Here is a 14,986-nt window from a genome sequence, read left to right on the forward strand (position 1 = left end):
TTTAGCCCAATTCACGGTTAAATACGGTTCCGTTTTCAATACGGTTTCCCATGCAACAGTGATGGCAACCGCCCCAAACGCGACTGAAAATGATCTTTATTGTGAACTTTGCGCATAAAACCCCATCCAACCATCAACATCGATGTCGAGAACAAACCTGGGCAGCATCGCTACAACAATTATGACCCATTGCGGCCTAACCACACAGAGACACATCATTGGTAATCACGAGTGATATGCAGCGAGGCTTTCATCAAACCTTCGCTAAGAAAAAGTCATGGCCTGCACAAATCGCGATATTCACTGTGGTTACACTCGCGCATGCGCTTGTGCTGATGTTGCTGCAACAGCTGTGGCAACCACAGGCCAAGAACCGAGTCGAACATCCCCAAAAATCTGCGGCCAAACTTCAAGCTTTTCTCTATATTCCGCAACCAAAGCACAACGATAAACGCGCACAAGGGTTAAAGGCTACGCCAAAAATCAAACCCCAGAAACAGATACAAACAAAACCGACAATTCAGCAGCGCAAACTTGAGCAGAAACCCGTGACATCTGAAGCGTCGCTAAATGTGCAACTCAAGAAGCAAGTCAGCACCAAAGAGGCAGAAGAGCCTCAAGCGCTTCCCGTTAGAAATACCCGTCGATTTACAAAAAGTTACTTACAAAAGCAGCGAGAGCGAGCCATTGCAAGCATCAGTAATATGGCATCAAATCAGTACACTCAAAATCGCTCATTGAGTGAAATGGATGGTGAAGTCATCTTTTTAGATTTGCCCAAGCGCGATCAATGGCAAGCAAGCCGTAGTTTTGATTCAGCAGTTGACCCAAACCGCATCATAAAACAAGGGAATACCTGCTATCGCATCGTTAAAAACCCAACGCCAATTAACCCTAACGCCGAGAACTTAGGCTACCCATTTCGCTGTGATGGTAAGACAGATCTAACCGATCTAAAGCTTGCGATACAAAAACGCATCCAAAACATGCAAGGAACTTCCAAACCTAAACCACAGCCACAGCCACAGCCACAGCCACAAAAAAGCGAGCCCTAAGGCTCGCTCTTTTCCAACAGAAACTTGCACTCACATCAAATCCACTGAAACAGGAATTATTGTGCTTCGGTCTCTGGATACAGCTTATTCCACCACTCAGGTTGGTTTTTCAATTTCAAATCAAACCACGCAATCGTAGTATCCCACCAATCAAATCGAGCTAGGCGCGTATTGATGTGATGATCTTGATTATTAAACTCAACCAGTTCCACATCTTTTCCGAGTAGCTTCAAAGCCGTGTACATATAATGGCTCTCACCAACCGGTACGTTTGTATCGGCATTACCGTGGATGAGTAACAGCGGTGTCGTTATTTTATCGGCTTGATAAAGCGGACTTTGCTGAACGTATAGTTCAGGGTTATTCCAAGGGAAACTGCCGCGACTCGCCACACCAGAGTATCCATAGCCCCACCAGCCATGGCCCCAATATGCAGAGAGATTACTAATCCCTGCATGGGACATTGACGCGGCAAATATATCGGTTTGCGTTGCCAAATACATGGTCATAAAGCCACCATAAGACGCCCCCATATTTCCAACTCGCTCGGGGTCAACAAAACTATGGGCATTCAAAAAAGCTTTCGTTCCTTCAATAATATCGTCCGCACTATATTTACCCCATGCGTTAACATGGCGACCACTGAACGCTTGGCCATATCCGGTGGCACCGTTCGGTTGCAGTACGTAAACCACATAGCCTTGCGCCGCCCATAAGTTAAATGGCCAGCGGCCGGTAAAATGTCGCCCTACCGAGGAGGTTCCGCCGTAATAGTACACAAGCGCAGGGTATTTCTTATTGGCATCAAAGTCCGCAGGCAAATACACGCGGCCATCAATGTTATGGCCATGCTGATTAACAAAGTCAAAATCTTGGATTTCACCCATTCGAGTGTTGGCATAGCTTTGTTTTTGACTATCAAACAACAGCTGTTTGCGGCTTGAATTAAGTGTCATTTTATAGGCTTTCTGTGGCACGGTTGCCGAGGTTCCAGCAAACACCAAAGTAGGTTTAGATTGGTCAACCGCGACGCCAAAGCTGTTTACCATATCCACGCCAGTTTCTAACTTCTTGAAGCGCTTTTTGCTTTTATCAAACAGATACAATGGTGCACGGTCCTCATCTTTCACAGTCAAAACCAAGTCGTCATTTTTAAGCTTGGTCATCCCTGTAATCGCTGGGTCGAAACCCTTGCTTAAAGGAGTCAGATTGCCCTTGTTATCACGCCAATACAGCTGGCCATCATAGTCATTCACTTCAATGCTTGTATCTTGAATGCCAATCCCACCATGAAAACGAGGGCCAGCAGTGATATACATGCCATCACCCGCATACAGTGCGCCACTAAAAGTGCGGTACTCACCGATCAAGGTTTCTTTTAAGTCTTTGACGTCCAATTCAATCAACTGGGTGATCCCATGGGCTGGCTCGGCATAATCGACAGGTGAACGCGTCAGCAATAGCTTGCCTTGGTTTAGATTGCTATCTAAAAAGTCACTACTTAATTTGCTATCCGTCAACTGGCGCATAAAACCTGACGCCACGTCGAGTTGAAAAATTTGACTTTGATTACGCCAATAACTCCAACGGTCCTGCAATGCTTGAAAGCGCTTAGACGTTGCTTTTTCATCGGCTTTAAATGGTTTAGTCCAGTTCAGTAATAAACTATCGCCATACCAATGCAGACCCGACACCTGTTCGATATCATGAGCAACCACTTGAATTGATAAATCTGCCACATTAAATAATTGAATCTGTTTGCTCGCGACAAATGCGAGTTGCTTGCTATCACTCGACCACGTAGGGTGGCTTGGACGATGATCTTGCCAGCGATAGATCACGCTGTTGTCTGCCACCTTCCGTAGCTCAGTCACCTGAACCGGCTTATCCCCTTGGCTAGATTGATATTCAATGGTGGACTGGAGTAAATATTTGCCATTGGGCGACAGGTCTAGGCGATTAATCACCTTGGCATCATAGAGTTGTTGCGCGGACAAGCGTTGAGTTTTTTGTGGGCTGAAATCCAGTTGATCAACCTCAGTTTTACCCTGCCAATCTAGCGCAAATGGTGTCTCGGCACCTTTGAGCCCATCGGCAAGCACCAAAACCTGATAATCACCCGTAGCAAGCGTTAAACTCACTTCTTTATCAGATTTAATCAACTCACCATTTACATAGACTTGTGGGTTGTCGAGTCCCTTCACCGTTAACGTGCCTTGTGTAAAGCGGGTCGTTGAAACTGGGAGTCGATAAGCCAACCAGCCCTGACCTTCTGTGCTTTTACTGGCGTCTTCCCAGCGCAGCTTTTGCGAAAATACTTGCACGGAATCCGCCGGCTTCTGCCCAAGATTACCGGCTAGATTCGCGACCACATTGGCTCGCAATGTATCTGCATGTGCACTTGATGATAATGGTGCCGCAATAGGCGATTGAACCGGTCCTAAACGCTGAATATGGTCAAGATCTATGTCGGCGGCATGCGCGACGCCACTAATCGCGATAGCAAAACCTAGCGCACCCAGAGTGAAAGCTTTCATGAAGCATCCTTTTTTAGTTATTTGTATCGATTTTTGGCGGTGGTTATCTGATGGTTATCGGAAACTTTTATGGCACACAGTGTGACAAAAATGATCAATGAATGCATCCGGTTTTGACTCCCACGCCAATGGAGAACACCGATAAAAGTGTAAAGAAACGTTAGAGCAAGGGAATAAAATTGACAGGGTAGAACGAACCCTCTACCCTGCAGGCACAACTGCTGGTTTTCAAGGCTCGCCAATTGAGAAAAGCCAAGGATTCACAGCACGACTTTAGTTAGGGTTCATTAATAAAAACATGTTAAAAAAACAAATTGCCGAAAGTTTAGAGCAAGCATTTAGCGAACTTGGCTTTGCAGAGCCTAGCGTCGCACAGCTCAAAAACGCTTGCGGCGTTAGCCTAAGAACCCTGTATAAGCATTATCCATCAAAAGAAGCCATGATCGTGGCAGCCCTAGAGCATCGCCACCAACGCTATCTACGCTTCCTGTTAGAAGATTCTCCATCCGCAGGAACAGATGCTGTGTTACATATCTTTAGCCAGCTCAATCAATGGATGAATGACTTTGCGCCGAATGGATGTATGTCGATGAACGCCATCGCAGCCTTTCCAGAACACAAGCTTATTCTGCAAACGGTTCAACAACATAAAGAAGCCGTACGCAATTTTTTAGGCGAGCAGAGTTTACGGACAGGTCTCGCCACCCAATTGTTTCTACTCCATGAGAGTGTCTCTTGCACTTGGCCTTTACTCGGCGAGCAAGCAACAGACGCAGCCAAACAAACCATTTCATCGCTATTTAAAGAAGGCTGACATGTCCAACATCCCCACCACAATGAAAGGTGTACAGCTCATCGGCCACGGTGACATCGAAATGCTTGAGTACCGAGAAGACCTCAAAATGCCTATCCCAAGGGAACATGAAGTGTTAATCCGTGTCTCTGCCGCTGGTATCAATAATACAGACATCAATACCCGACTCGCTTGGTATTCAAAAGGGGATCATCAGTGTGAAGATGCCAGCTGGAATGGGCACGCCCTCAAGCTCCCACTCATTCAAGGCGCAGATGTTTGTGGCGAAATTGTCGCTGTAGGCAAAGCCGTCGACACCGCTCGAATCGGGGAGCGCGTCTTAATCGAGCCATGTTTGAGCGATGTCAACGGTACGACCATGAACCCACCTTGGTATTTCGGTTCCGAATGCAATGGCGGTTTTGCAGAATATACCGTCGTGTCAGCCAAACACGCGTACTCTGTACAATCTTCATTGAGCGATGCAGAACTGGCTTCATTTCCCTGCTCATATTCAACAGCTGAAAACCTGTTAACTAGAGCGGCGGTGACCCAAGACGATCATGTTTTAATTTCTGGCGCATCCGGGGGCGTCGGCTCTGCTGCGATTCAATTAGCGAAAGCTCGTGGCGCACAGGTCACGGCAATCACCAGCCCAAGTAAAGCATCAAGCTTACTCGAACTTGGAGCAGACCGAGCCATAGACAGAAACCACAACCTTGTGAACACCCTACAAAAGAATAGTGTCGATGTCGTGATTGATTTGGTTGCTGGAGCGCAATGGTCACAATTTTTAGACGTACTCAAACCCAAAGGCCGTTATGCAGTTGCGGGTGCTATCGGCGGCGAAATGGTGACGCTAGATGTGCGCACCTTGTATCTCAAAGATTTAAGCTTCTTTGGCTGCACCGTCTTAGAACCTGAAGTTTTCGGTCACCTGATACAACATATTGAACAAGGTCATGTTAAACCTTTAATTGCTAAAACTTTCGCACTTGAAGAGATCAAACTGGCGCAACAGACTTTTCAACAAAAAGCTTATGTTGGCAAAATGGTACTTACGGTCAAGCATGCAACTTAACCTCTACCGTGAAGCGCGCAGCAGGATCGGCTTTCGCACTTGAATCATAAACGAGGATCAACGAATCGATCCTCCGGTTTATATAAGACGCTTGCGATCACTGACGACACTGTTGCCCATTTCTTCCTCTGCGCTTTTGAGCAGCATGACGTGCCGGTAGGGTCGAACATTCAACAATAACGCCGACCCAGGATGATCAAAGAGTTTTGCTAATATTTAGCGTTTAAAGCCAAACTTGCCATTATCATTTTTTGACTCTGACTTTGGTAAAATCGTCTCAATGGTGTCCCAATGCTCTACAATTTTTCCCTGTTCTAAGCGAAACAGATCGTAAAAAGCGACATGCTGCTGCATAAACTGGCCTTCACTCACCGACAACACAAAATTGCCCTCGCCAATCACCAAGTGATTTTGTTGGTACACCATCGGCATCCCCGCTTCAGCAAGCGCCTTCAATGCAACACCTAAACCTTGCAAACCATCGGCAACCGCAACATTGTGTTGAATATAGTCGTGCTCTTTATCACCAATAAAGCGCCCAATCTCCGCCATCTTCCCTTGGATCAAAATCGTCTGCACAAACTCGCTCACTAGGCTTTTATTGGCTGCCGTTTTTTCCAAGTCAGTCACCTCTGTGGCACCATCAAATTGCGTTCGCCCACTTGGATTTGGCGCAGCAACTGGCTGCAAATTATCCCAATGCTCGACGATCAATCCTTCTTCAAAACGGAAAATATCAAACCCAGCTTGCTCACCAAAAAAGTTATATTCAGTATGGAGAGCCACATACTCACCATCTTGAATCGTGCGTTTAACTTGGGCCTTAGCACTTCCCTTAGGGAGTTGTTGTAATACGGCAGCAAAGCCAGCCAAACCATCCGCTACGGCTAAATTGTGCTGAACATAGTGCTCTGGATTTATATATGACACGGCAAGGGGATCACCCGTTTCAATACTGGAAATAACCGCTACGGCTTTGTCCCGATTGGTTAAGGGCTCGGCATGCGCGATTGCGGAGGCCCCGAGTGCTGTTGTCGCCACAATTGCGGCTGCGATTTTGCGAGTATGCTTGTTCATCATGTTGTCCTCTGATTTGCTTGCGGACAATCATAGAAACGAATCAAACAGCAGTCTTTGTCAAAGTGAGTCGGAAAATGGTCAATATCGAACTTCAGGGGTAAATAGCGCCTAAATGCCTTTAAAGTTGTACGTTCTCAAACTGTTTTTGAAATTGGCTGGGTGTCATTTGGGTTTGATTTTTAAAGTACTTCACAAAGTTGCTAGCATCTTCAAAACCAAAATCGAAAGCAATCTGCTGGGTTGCGACTCGCCCAACCACCAAGCGGCGTTTCATTTCAATCGTGACAAATGCATCGATCATCTGCTTCGCCGTCAGATCGGTGGCGAGCTTACAAATGATATTCAACGTTTTGTACGTAGTGCCAATTTGCGTCGCGTACCAGTTTGCATCTCGAATACGCTCATAATTGACTTGCAGCAAATCAAAGAAGTTAGCCAGCTTAACGCTTTGCTCCTGTGATAGCAGATCATGGCGCTCTTCAGGACGTAGGCGGTGTAACATCAACGAAAAAGAGCAAAATAGGTACATGACGATGAGCGGATCTCGGCGCTCACGAGAAACCTCTTTTAAGACTTCCTCAATCATGCTTTTTGCACTTTGACAGCTTGATTCGTCGAGCAGTAACACTGGGGAACGAGCTTGATTGAGGTGTGTGGGGGTGTAATTTGGCAACCGCATATTGGCATGAACTTGATCTAAAAAAGCCTGGGTAAAGATGATGACCTTTCCAGCTGGGTTCCCAGAAAAATCAAATGCATGAACTTGCTCTCTACGCACAAAAATAATGCTGCCGGACTCAAACGGATACGATTTGAAATCCACCATATGCACACCTTGGCCCCGCTCAATAAAGACCATCATAAAAAAGGTAATTCGATGTGGGTTCTGCGGCGAGTGCGCGCTTACGTCTCGCTGTGCAAGTGTCTCTAAATCAAAAATCTCCAACTCAGCATCATTAGATTTTTCATAATTGAATCCGATCGTCGGTACCTGCATGAGTCACCTATTCCTTCACCACTTAGGACATAAACAGAGGATAGCGTCGGTCCAAATAACCCCGCGCGAGCCAGCCAAGAACTATTCATGCCCCCAAGGTGCTTGAGGAAGAGGCATCTCTTTTGATAGGTCAAACTCGACTTTAAAATCTCGACCTTGGCGGAACATTCGGTAACTAAACGTATGGGCTGTAACCCCCATCTGCCAAGTATTGGTAATCGATGCCTTCAAGCCATTCGCAAGGAAGTTTTCAATCGAAGCCTGATCAACTGGGAAAGATTGTAATGACGCAGTGCCACCGTTTTGCGTATCTCCACCATACATGGTCACTGCATCGATGCTGCCATCTTTATGTCGATGATCATGCTTTAATCGCAGTCCGCCTTCCGTTTGGGTCAATACCCAAGTGCGAGATCGGTCTTCACCCACGTGGAAGGGAATTTTTAACTGGGTTTCGTGGCATTCGCGGACATGCATCAGCAGCTTCTGTTGCGCAAATTTGGCATCAGCAGCATCGGTTGAAACCACTTGGCCGGCAAAAGCCTTGCCACATAAACTGGCTAGCCGCTCAAAAAATTGCACTTGCTGTGCATTGGCTGCCACGCTTACCGACGGACTCATCCCAATCACAACAGCAGTGGTCATTCCGATTTTCGTCAGTAAGTTATTTGGTATTTTGGTCATAGTGACTCTCCTTGGATGCTACGCAGCATAGCAAACTGGGGCTCATGCTGGCCACAAGCCTTCACCGCTGCCAAAATAAATACTGCAGCGAACTTGCGGGTAAACCGTTAGTGTACGTTGCCGCCAATAAATGGCAACGCTACTCCACCTTTGACGCCTGCAATACCTCTTCAATATCTTCAGCATGTTCAGGTGCATTATCCACTATCGTGGCCGCGACTTCTGTCGCGAGTTCGGGCTGATTCTGAATGACATGTTCCAAATAATCGGTAAGCTCTGCATTCACTTCGTCTTGGCGCGCACTCGTCTCGTCTTCTTGGTGAACAAGGCTTTGCACATAGGCCTCGGTCACCATACTCGACGCATCGGGCATCGCTTCAGAAGCACTATGGGCTATATCTTTCACTTGTTGAGAGTCCGAGTCGACAACATGCTGAAAGACTTCCGCAATCGCCTGCTCTGGATTTTCGGCATCGAGATCAGCAGGGCGCATCTGGGTCACTTGCTCACTCACTTGGCTAAAGTATTCTTCGGTCAATTCAACTAACTCATCGGTTTGCTCTTCGCCAATATTATCGACGGCAGTTTGAATAGCGGCACTACCAAAGTTTGGCAAACCATCTGCAATTGATAACAAAATTGAGTTCCTGTTCTCTGGGTTATCTTGCATGATGTACTCAACCAAAGGCTCCATTTGCTCTGGGTGTTCCGCAATCAGCTTACTAGCAAGTTCAGCATCTTGTTGTGGCGTTTCTTTAACGATGGATTCGTACACTTGGGTAATTTCAATATGGCCATCATCAGAAAGCGCGGCAGCAAGCTCTTTCGCTTGAGACTCGTCATCTTTTACTAACACCTGTGCCAATGCGATCGCCGCGCTTGGGTTTTCAGTGGCCAATTGAGCGACAGCCTCAGCCCCCGGAGAGACCTCCACCTCAGGTTCTTGGTAGATAGTTCTTGGGTCAAGGTGCGGACTTTCAGAGCTTGGCGTGTTCATAACAAATGCTTCTTGCTGCTCCAATGGCAAACTTGCGCGTGCTTGCGTGCGATAGACAACAAAGACAAACAAGAGCAACTCAAGTACGCCAAGATTTACAAACAAGCCTTGGGGCCCCATGTGTTGCATCATCAACGACGCAACATAAGGCCCCACAATACTACCGAGGGCATAGAAACTAAGCAGTGAGCTCATCGCTGCTAGCATCTGGCTTTGCTGAACTTTATCAAATGTCTCTGAAATACTGAGTGGATAAAGGCAAAGAATTAAGCCGCTCATCATACTGATCAAGAGGTAAGCGACAAGATGCAGACCATTTTGAAACGCCAAAGGGAAAGCAACGCTTAATACAATCAACAACAACACGATTGCGAATATTAGTCGGCGTCGGTCAAAGCGATCGGATAAATATCCAACCGGCAATTGCATCATGATAATACCGGCAACAGCAGAAGCCATTAATATAGAAAGCTCCATATCTGCCACGCCATATGCCCCCGCATACAAGGGAAGTAAGTTCATTAAGCTGGCATTGAGCAAACCACAAAACAAGCAACTCACCGCACCCAAAGGAGAAATCGAGAATGTTTGTCGCAAAGGTAGGCTTTCAAAGTCCTTTACCACTGGGCTATGGATTCGACTCACCACCAGCGGCACGATGGATATAGAAAACAAAATGCCTGATAGAATGAATAAAGTCGGTGCAGATGGCGGCGCAAACACAATAAAAAACTGACTAATACAAATCGCACCAAATACAATAATCTGGTTAAAAGCGAGCAATCTGCCACGGTTTTCTTGCGTCGCAACCTGACTCAGCCAGCCGTCAAATGTTGCGATAACTATCGCGACGGCAAATCCCATCATTAAACGCATCAACGCCCATACCCATAAGTCCATATTGATGGCACAAATCAAGATGGCAAAAGACATTAAGCTCCCGCATAACGAGAAGGTACGAATATGCCCCACCCGGCTTAATATTTTTTTCGAATAGCTCGCCCCAAGCAAATAGCCAACGGAATAGATAGCGATAACCATACCGATTTTATCGGTACCGATTGACTCACCGGATAACCGAAGCGGGATCAGCAAGTTGACAAGCCCACTCCCCGCCATAAAAACAAAACAACTTAAAAACAGCTGAGTAAGTGGTTTAATCGTTGTAAACATAGCCCGAGCCTAAGCTAACAAAATCAAATAGATAAAAGGAAGGTCAGCCCAAATAAATACCATTTCACAGCCATGGATTTTCAAATGCAAACTGACACATAAATTCGTGCGCGATCTATACCTGATTTCACAAACAAAGTCCAAATATAACCCGCGGAACATCGCAATAAACAGGCAGCTGCCCTGCTACCGAAGATCTGCACAACCCCAAACAAAACAGCACAATGTTTTTAACGGGACACGCTCGGTTACTTCAACAATTTGAGGTTGATTTATCATTGTTCACCATAGAGAATAGCGCCTTAATGACGTGATAAATAGAGCATAAGGTTTCCAATTAGATGATGACAAAATGGGCAATCCGATTTTTACAAATGGCCGAACTCGTAGCATCTTGGAGTAAAGATCCCTCGACCCAAGTTGGCGCAGTAATCACTGAAAACAACCGTATCGTCTCGTTAGGGTTTAATGGCTATCCCCATGGTGTGTCTGATAGTGCTGAAACCGATAATCGCGAAATGAAACTACTCAAAACACTCCATGCAGAAGAAAACGCCATTCTTCATGCCAAACGAGATCTCAGTAGCTGTGAAATATGGGTCACCCACTTCCCTTGCCCCAACTGCGCTGCCAAGATCATCCAGACCGGTTTACGTGCAGTACATAGCCCACAACCCAACGAAGATTTTTTGTCTCGCTGGGGAGACAAGATTAAAGTCAGTGAAGATATGTTTGAACAAGCAGGTGTCAGTGTCGACTGGATGCAGGTTGACACATCTAGCACACAAGAATAAAGCCCAAATCGAAATTGGAACCGCAGGCTAACTCCAGCACGCCCATGCTAAGCTTGTTGATTCACTCAACAAGCTGCGTGTTCGTTCAAGCGGACACTTCTGTTTTATAAAGCAACCACACGACTACCGTTAAACCACTATACAGTTAAGGGCACAAGGCCATGTTGCTGGGCAATGGCATTGGCGACATTAATCAGGCGCATTTTTATTGCCGGCTCAATTCCTGCGCCTAAATGAACTAAATCATCCAGCGCAATAAACGCAATTGTCGATAAACAGCTACTTTCGAAATGATACGTATAACCCGACGCTTCAACCCAGTTTTCTGCACAGAGGCCTTGTGTTTTCTCAGCCAATGACCGCACCAAAGTAAAATCAAACGAAAGCGTGCAATCTTCATTGCTATACCAATCTGCTTTGAGTGCTTGAAAGTTGATCCACATTTCCAACTCGGCCACAAGCGGCTTTAACGCATCGGAAAATTGGTCATCAGGGGCGATGGTGATGGGGAGTTGTTGTTGCATGTTTGCCTTTATCTTTTAAAAAAGGTCACAAGCTTAGCGCATGCACCCATGAACTTATCTAGCTTCTGCTTAGGATAATGAATATCAAGCGTGACTTTGAATACTCGCTGCGAATATTCATCGCCAATCCTTACATCCAATATTGTCACTCAATTTTGAGCGTTATCGTTCGCAAAAACAAGCGTTCCAAAACAAGTAGATGCAACATCGCCAACGATTAGCCCACAGCCTAAACCTATTGAGCCCATCGCATGGAAGTGCAACCTAGAACCGACTTCTTCGCCGCAACTCAATAAGGCTAATGGAAAATATTCGACTCCGCTTCAATTGCTTCTAATTGCTGCTGTAAAACCTGCATGCAGCCCTCACACAAGGGGTGTTCTTCTGCGAACGCCATAATTGGAGGCAGGGTAAACTTCAATGCACTATATGCAATTAAGCGCTTGTCTTCATCACCTTGATCATGGGTCGCCATAAACAACATCGATTGATGCGGGATCAATAAGCATTTCATTGCACGCTTTTCTTCACCCTGTTGCTGATAAATGTCTGCAAGCGCATGGTAACTGCAAATCCATTCATTTAATGACTCAACACACTTAGGTTCAGCCATCAGCTTATCTTCTAGCCTGTAGATTGCTTCTTTGTATCTATTTTCCACCGGACAACCCCTCCATCTGTCGCAAAAATCACATGCAAAGGTAAGACATGAATGCCTCAGCTTCGATTAAAAACAAACTAACGCAAATGATAATCATTTGCAATAAGGTATAAGAGAGCAACTTCGATATTGGAGTGACAATTTGTAAAATGCTGTTTTATAAGAGCGTGATTAATTCTGATGCAAAGGGTAGTCAAGTTAGTTGCGGCTATAGACAACCTTGATGGATGGCGAAGCTAACGATAGAAAACCGCATTGCATTGAGGCAATGGGTAGACTGCAAGAGCAGCCATAAATTACAGGGGTATTATTATTGTAAACCGGTCAGTGCCTTTGATTTTCAAGCACTACTGATGAACCAGAAGGCTTAACCGTGGTGGGTCGTTAGCTTGCCTATCATACGAACGATGGATATCAGCATTGTTTGATATGACAAAGCAACATTGAGCGAGACTTTGACATTCTAATCGCTCACCTATTGACGAGTGGGCTATTGATTTATACTAGAGTTTTCAACCTGAGCGGCAATTTTTCCAGAAATCCACTGACCTTTAATCTGATTACACCAAAAAGCGTATAGGGGGTACGAAATAACTGAGCCTACAGCTCCTGCAATCAGAGTACATAGCGCAGAGCCCACTGATACCCATAAAGCAACAGACGGCCACCGCTCTGCAGGTTCAAAATGGGACGCACCGTAAGTATTCACAATAATAACGACAAAAACAGCCATACCAAGCGACATAAAAATAGCAATTTTCAAATAGGAAATCAGCGACAATTGTAGCCGAGCTCTTTCTGCATATATTTCCATAAGATTAACTGTATTCATCTTTTTCTCTAAATAGCTTTGACATTATCGTCATTCCAATTCATCAAATAAGCCGATAAGGATGTGAACGGCTAAGGCTTTGATTCCCCACTAACTTGCAGACAATAATAAACTTTTACATTACCAGCAAGTGTAGATACGTCTTATTCTGCATAAGTCCCAACTTATCATTCATGATAAAACTGCAAAAGAAATTAACTAGGTATGCGAATAACGGCAAGCACCTTAGATATCGCCTTTTTAGCTCATGATGAGCTTAAGCATAAATTCGATGTAGGGAAGTCTACAAAACGGTACTACATTGACACTGAATAATACTTGAAAGCACTCAGCAGTGCTCTCTTTGCAGTGAAGACTAAATAATTAAACATCTATCCAACCGCGAATCTCATAAGCCCAATCATTCCTTTATTCCAAAGAGATTTGGAATATTAAAAATATCAAAAAACTCTTTCAACGAAGCGGCCAATTATTATTTCTTTGTAAGAGAAATATAATCCTTGCAACCACTTAAAAGTGATAGACATTCAACATCAAAGGACTAAATAATGAAACAACCTGATGCAAGTATTAGCCGCTTCCCCGTTCCAGAATTTGATACGCTTCCTGGAGATATCAAAGATGCAATGCTGTCATTCCAAGAGAAGCTCGGCTTTGTTCCAAATGTACTTTTTGCCCTTGCACACCGACCTGCTGAGTTACGCGCTTTTCTTGCATACAATGAAGCAACAATGGCAAAAGAAAGCGGCTTAACCGCTGCAGAAAAAGAAATGCTCATCATTGCGTTTTCTAACCAAAATGGCTGCACTTATTGCGTCATGTCTCATGGCGCAGTGCTTCGTCTTGAGTCTGGCGATAAGTATCTTGCAGAGAAAATTGCGGTCAATTACCGTGAGGCAAATATCAGCCCACGTCAAAAAGCGATGATTGCCTTTGCACTCAAAATGACCAAGGAACCTTCGACAATTAGCACGGAAGACTTTGAGTCACTCCACGCTCATGGGTTATCAGATGAGGATATTTGGGATATCGGTGGCATCACAGCCTTCTTCAACCTATCGAACCGCATGATGGATTTACTCGCTGTACGCCCTGATGATGAATTCTTTATGATGGGCCGTTAAACTCCCTGCGTTTTCAGCGGCATCAATCGATGCCGCTGTTTCATCCCCACACCGATTTGTGTTGAATAAGCAGGCTTTAACTTTCTCGGAAGGTTTCAACAGCCTCTTGCAATAAGTCGGGCTCAATATCAAAACCAGAAGCACGCTTACCAGACCAGTTGATACCCGCCAAAAAGTTATCTTTCTTGAGCCCTGGTACCCAATGGGTACAGAAATCTGACCATTGGATAGCTGTTGGTTCAAACTCGGCATAGGCTGACACGCTATGTATTACTAGCTTGGCCCGTTTTTCTGAAGACCAAAATGGCATGGCTTGCTTGCCGCTAACGCCTCGTGGCGCTGGAAAACCAGCTTTGTTTTTGATCCCCCAAACAACCCCAGATTTCGCAACTTCTTTATAAAAAGCAGATGCCTCTGCTTGCACACTACTCATATCAATCTAATTCTCCAGTACTGGGCGTATTCTCGCTTATCTCACGAGGCAACGGGGATAACCCCACAACCTATAGATTTCGACGATAACAGCTCAATCGATTGTCATTTACAGACATTATATAGCATCTAATTTTTGAAAAAGGAGAAGCACGCGTGATTCAAGGGTTTTGATCAGGAATACCAATGCTGCAACCCAACACCTCAAAAATGTGGCCACCG

14 protein-coding genes are annotated in these 14,986 nt (G+C 45.3%); 5 read left to right on the top strand and 9 right to left on the bottom strand.

Features of this window, described 5'->3' with window-relative positions; genetic code table 11:
- The first annotated feature begins 236 nt into the window (after window positions 1–236).
- The gene (locus IEY18_RS03245) at window positions 237–1,055 is read left to right on the top strand and encodes a hypothetical protein (RefSeq protein WP_188917720.1); all 819 of its coding nucleotides are present in this window, start codon (window positions 237–239) and stop codon (window positions 1,053–1,055) included.
- A gap of 56 nt (window positions 1,056–1,111) precedes the next feature.
- Here IEY18_RS03245 and IEY18_RS03250 read toward each other — a convergent pair whose 3' ends face one another.
- Window positions 1,112–3,592, bottom strand: a complete 2,481-nt coding sequence (locus IEY18_RS03250; protein WP_188917722.1) for an alpha/beta hydrolase family protein — start codon at window positions 3,590–3,592, stop codon at window positions 1,112–1,114.
- Between the two features lie 298 nt (window positions 3,593–3,890).
- Between IEY18_RS03250 and IEY18_RS03255 the strand changes: the two genes are divergently transcribed.
- Window positions 3,891–4,406, top strand: a complete 516-nt coding sequence (locus IEY18_RS03255; RefSeq protein WP_188917724.1) for a TetR/AcrR family transcriptional regulator — start codon at window positions 3,891–3,893, stop codon at window positions 4,404–4,406.
- 1 nt (window position 4,407) lies between these two features.
- Window positions 4,408–5,466 carry an alcohol dehydrogenase family protein gene (locus IEY18_RS03260; protein WP_188917726.1) on the top strand — a complete coding sequence of 353 codons (1,059 nt, stop codon included), beginning with the start codon at window positions 4,408–4,410 and terminating at the stop codon, window positions 5,464–5,466.
- 216 nt (window positions 5,467–5,682) lie between these two features.
- On the opposite strand, the gene IEY18_RS03265 is transcribed toward IEY18_RS03260, so the two are convergent.
- The 4 genes from IEY18_RS03265 to IEY18_RS03280 form a co-directional block, all read right to left on the bottom strand.
- Window positions 5,683–6,546, bottom strand: a complete 864-nt coding sequence (locus IEY18_RS03265; protein WP_229779706.1) for a nuclear transport factor 2 family protein — start codon at window positions 6,544–6,546, stop codon at window positions 5,683–5,685.
- A 118-nt stretch (window positions 6,547–6,664) separates the two neighbouring features.
- On the bottom strand, window positions 6,665–7,543 hold the full coding sequence (locus IEY18_RS03270) for a helix-turn-helix domain-containing protein (protein ID WP_188917728.1): 879 nt from the start codon (window positions 7,541–7,543) through the stop codon (window positions 6,665–6,667).
- Between the two features lie 81 nt (window positions 7,544–7,624).
- Window positions 7,625–8,188: a hypothetical protein gene (locus tag IEY18_RS03275; RefSeq protein WP_373290709.1), complete on the bottom strand. Its 564-nt coding sequence runs from the start codon at window positions 8,186–8,188 to the stop codon at window positions 7,625–7,627.
- Window positions 8,189–8,366: 178 nt separating this feature from the next.
- Window positions 8,367–10,397 carry an MFS transporter gene (locus IEY18_RS03280; RefSeq protein ID WP_188917731.1) on the bottom strand — a complete coding sequence of 677 codons (2,031 nt, stop codon included), beginning with the start codon at window positions 10,395–10,397 and terminating at the stop codon, window positions 8,367–8,369.
- 341 nt (window positions 10,398–10,738) lie between these two features.
- On the opposite strand from IEY18_RS03280, the gene IEY18_RS03285 reads away from it, so the two are divergent.
- Window positions 10,739–11,191, top strand: coding sequence for a dCMP deaminase family protein (locus IEY18_RS03285; RefSeq protein WP_188917733.1), 453 nt, complete (start codon window positions 10,739–10,741; stop codon window positions 11,189–11,191).
- Between the two features lie 137 nt (window positions 11,192–11,328).
- Here IEY18_RS03285 and IEY18_RS03290 read toward each other — a convergent pair whose 3' ends face one another.
- From IEY18_RS03290 to IEY18_RS03300, 3 genes are all read right to left on the bottom strand, one after another.
- Window positions 11,329–11,715: a hypothetical protein gene (locus IEY18_RS03290; protein WP_188917734.1), complete on the bottom strand. Its 387-nt coding sequence runs from the start codon at window positions 11,713–11,715 to the stop codon at window positions 11,329–11,331.
- A 298-nt stretch (window positions 11,716–12,013) separates the two neighbouring features.
- Window positions 12,014–12,376, bottom strand: coding sequence for a DUF2753 family protein (locus IEY18_RS03295; RefSeq protein WP_188917736.1), 363 nt, complete (start codon window positions 12,374–12,376; stop codon window positions 12,014–12,016).
- A gap of 490 nt (window positions 12,377–12,866) precedes the next feature.
- On the bottom strand, window positions 12,867–13,208 hold the full coding sequence (locus IEY18_RS03300; RefSeq protein WP_188917738.1) for a hypothetical protein: 342 nt from the start codon (window positions 13,206–13,208) through the stop codon (window positions 12,867–12,869).
- 548 nt (window positions 13,209–13,756) lie between these two features.
- On the opposite strand from IEY18_RS03300, the gene IEY18_RS03305 reads away from it, so the two are divergent.
- Window positions 13,757–14,332 carry a peroxidase-related enzyme gene (locus IEY18_RS03305; protein ID WP_188917740.1) on the top strand — a complete coding sequence of 192 codons (576 nt, stop codon included), beginning with the start codon at window positions 13,757–13,759 and terminating at the stop codon, window positions 14,330–14,332.
- A 76-nt stretch (window positions 14,333–14,408) separates the two neighbouring features.
- On the opposite strand, the gene IEY18_RS03310 is transcribed toward IEY18_RS03305, so the two are convergent.
- The gene (locus IEY18_RS03310) at window positions 14,409–14,765 is read right to left on the bottom strand and encodes a DUF2750 domain-containing protein (protein WP_188917742.1); all 357 of its coding nucleotides are present in this window, start codon (window positions 14,763–14,765) and stop codon (window positions 14,409–14,411) included.
- Between the last annotated feature and the right edge of the window lie 221 nt (window positions 14,766–14,986).

This window comes from Shewanella gelidii, from assembly GCF_014647855.1.
Taxonomy (GTDB): domain Bacteria; phylum Pseudomonadota; class Gammaproteobacteria; order Enterobacterales; family Shewanellaceae; genus Shewanella; species Shewanella gelidii.

Bases quoted from the DNA above. Each gene is read 5' to 3' on its own strand.
- IEY18_RS03310 (WP_188917742.1), bottom strand. From the start codon at position 14,765: ATGAGTAGTGTGCAAGCAGAGGCATCTGCTTTTTATAAAGAAGTTGCG.
- IEY18_RS03290 (WP_188917734.1), bottom strand. From the start codon at position 11,715: ATGCAACAACAACTCCCCATCACCATCGCCCCTGATGACCAATTTTCC.
- IEY18_RS03255 (WP_188917724.1), top strand. From the start codon at position 3,891: ATGTTAAAAAAACAAATTGCCGAAAGTTTAGAGCAAGCATTTAGCGAA.
- IEY18_RS03250 (WP_188917722.1), bottom strand. From the start codon at position 3,592: ATGAAAGCTTTCACTCTGGGTGCGCTAGGTTTTGCTATCGCGATTAGT.
- IEY18_RS03265 (WP_229779706.1), bottom strand. From the start codon at position 6,546: ATGATGAACAAGCATACTCGCAAAATCGCAGCCGCAATTGTGGCGACA.
- IEY18_RS03285 (WP_188917733.1), top strand. From the start codon at position 10,739: ATGATGACAAAATGGGCAATCCGATTTTTACAAATGGCCGAACTCGTA.
- IEY18_RS03280 (WP_188917731.1), bottom strand. From the start codon at position 10,397: ATGTTTACAACGATTAAACCACTTACTCAGCTGTTTTTAAGTTGTTTT.
- IEY18_RS03245 (WP_188917720.1), top strand. From the start codon at position 237: ATGCAGCGAGGCTTTCATCAAACCTTCGCTAAGAAAAAGTCATGGCCT.
- IEY18_RS03305 (WP_188917740.1), top strand. From the start codon at position 13,757: ATGAAACAACCTGATGCAAGTATTAGCCGCTTCCCCGTTCCAGAATTT.
- IEY18_RS03270 (WP_188917728.1), bottom strand. From the start codon at position 7,543: ATGCAGGTACCGACGATCGGATTCAATTATGAAAAATCTAATGATGCT.
- IEY18_RS03300 (WP_188917738.1), bottom strand. From the start codon at position 13,208: ATGAATACAGTTAATCTTATGGAAATATATGCAGAAAGAGCTCGGCTA.
- IEY18_RS03260 (WP_188917726.1), top strand. From the start codon at position 4,408: ATGTCCAACATCCCCACCACAATGAAAGGTGTACAGCTCATCGGCCAC.
- IEY18_RS03275 (WP_373290709.1), bottom strand. From the start codon at position 8,188: ATGACCACTGCTGTTGTGATTGGGATGAGTCCGTCGGTAAGCGTGGCA.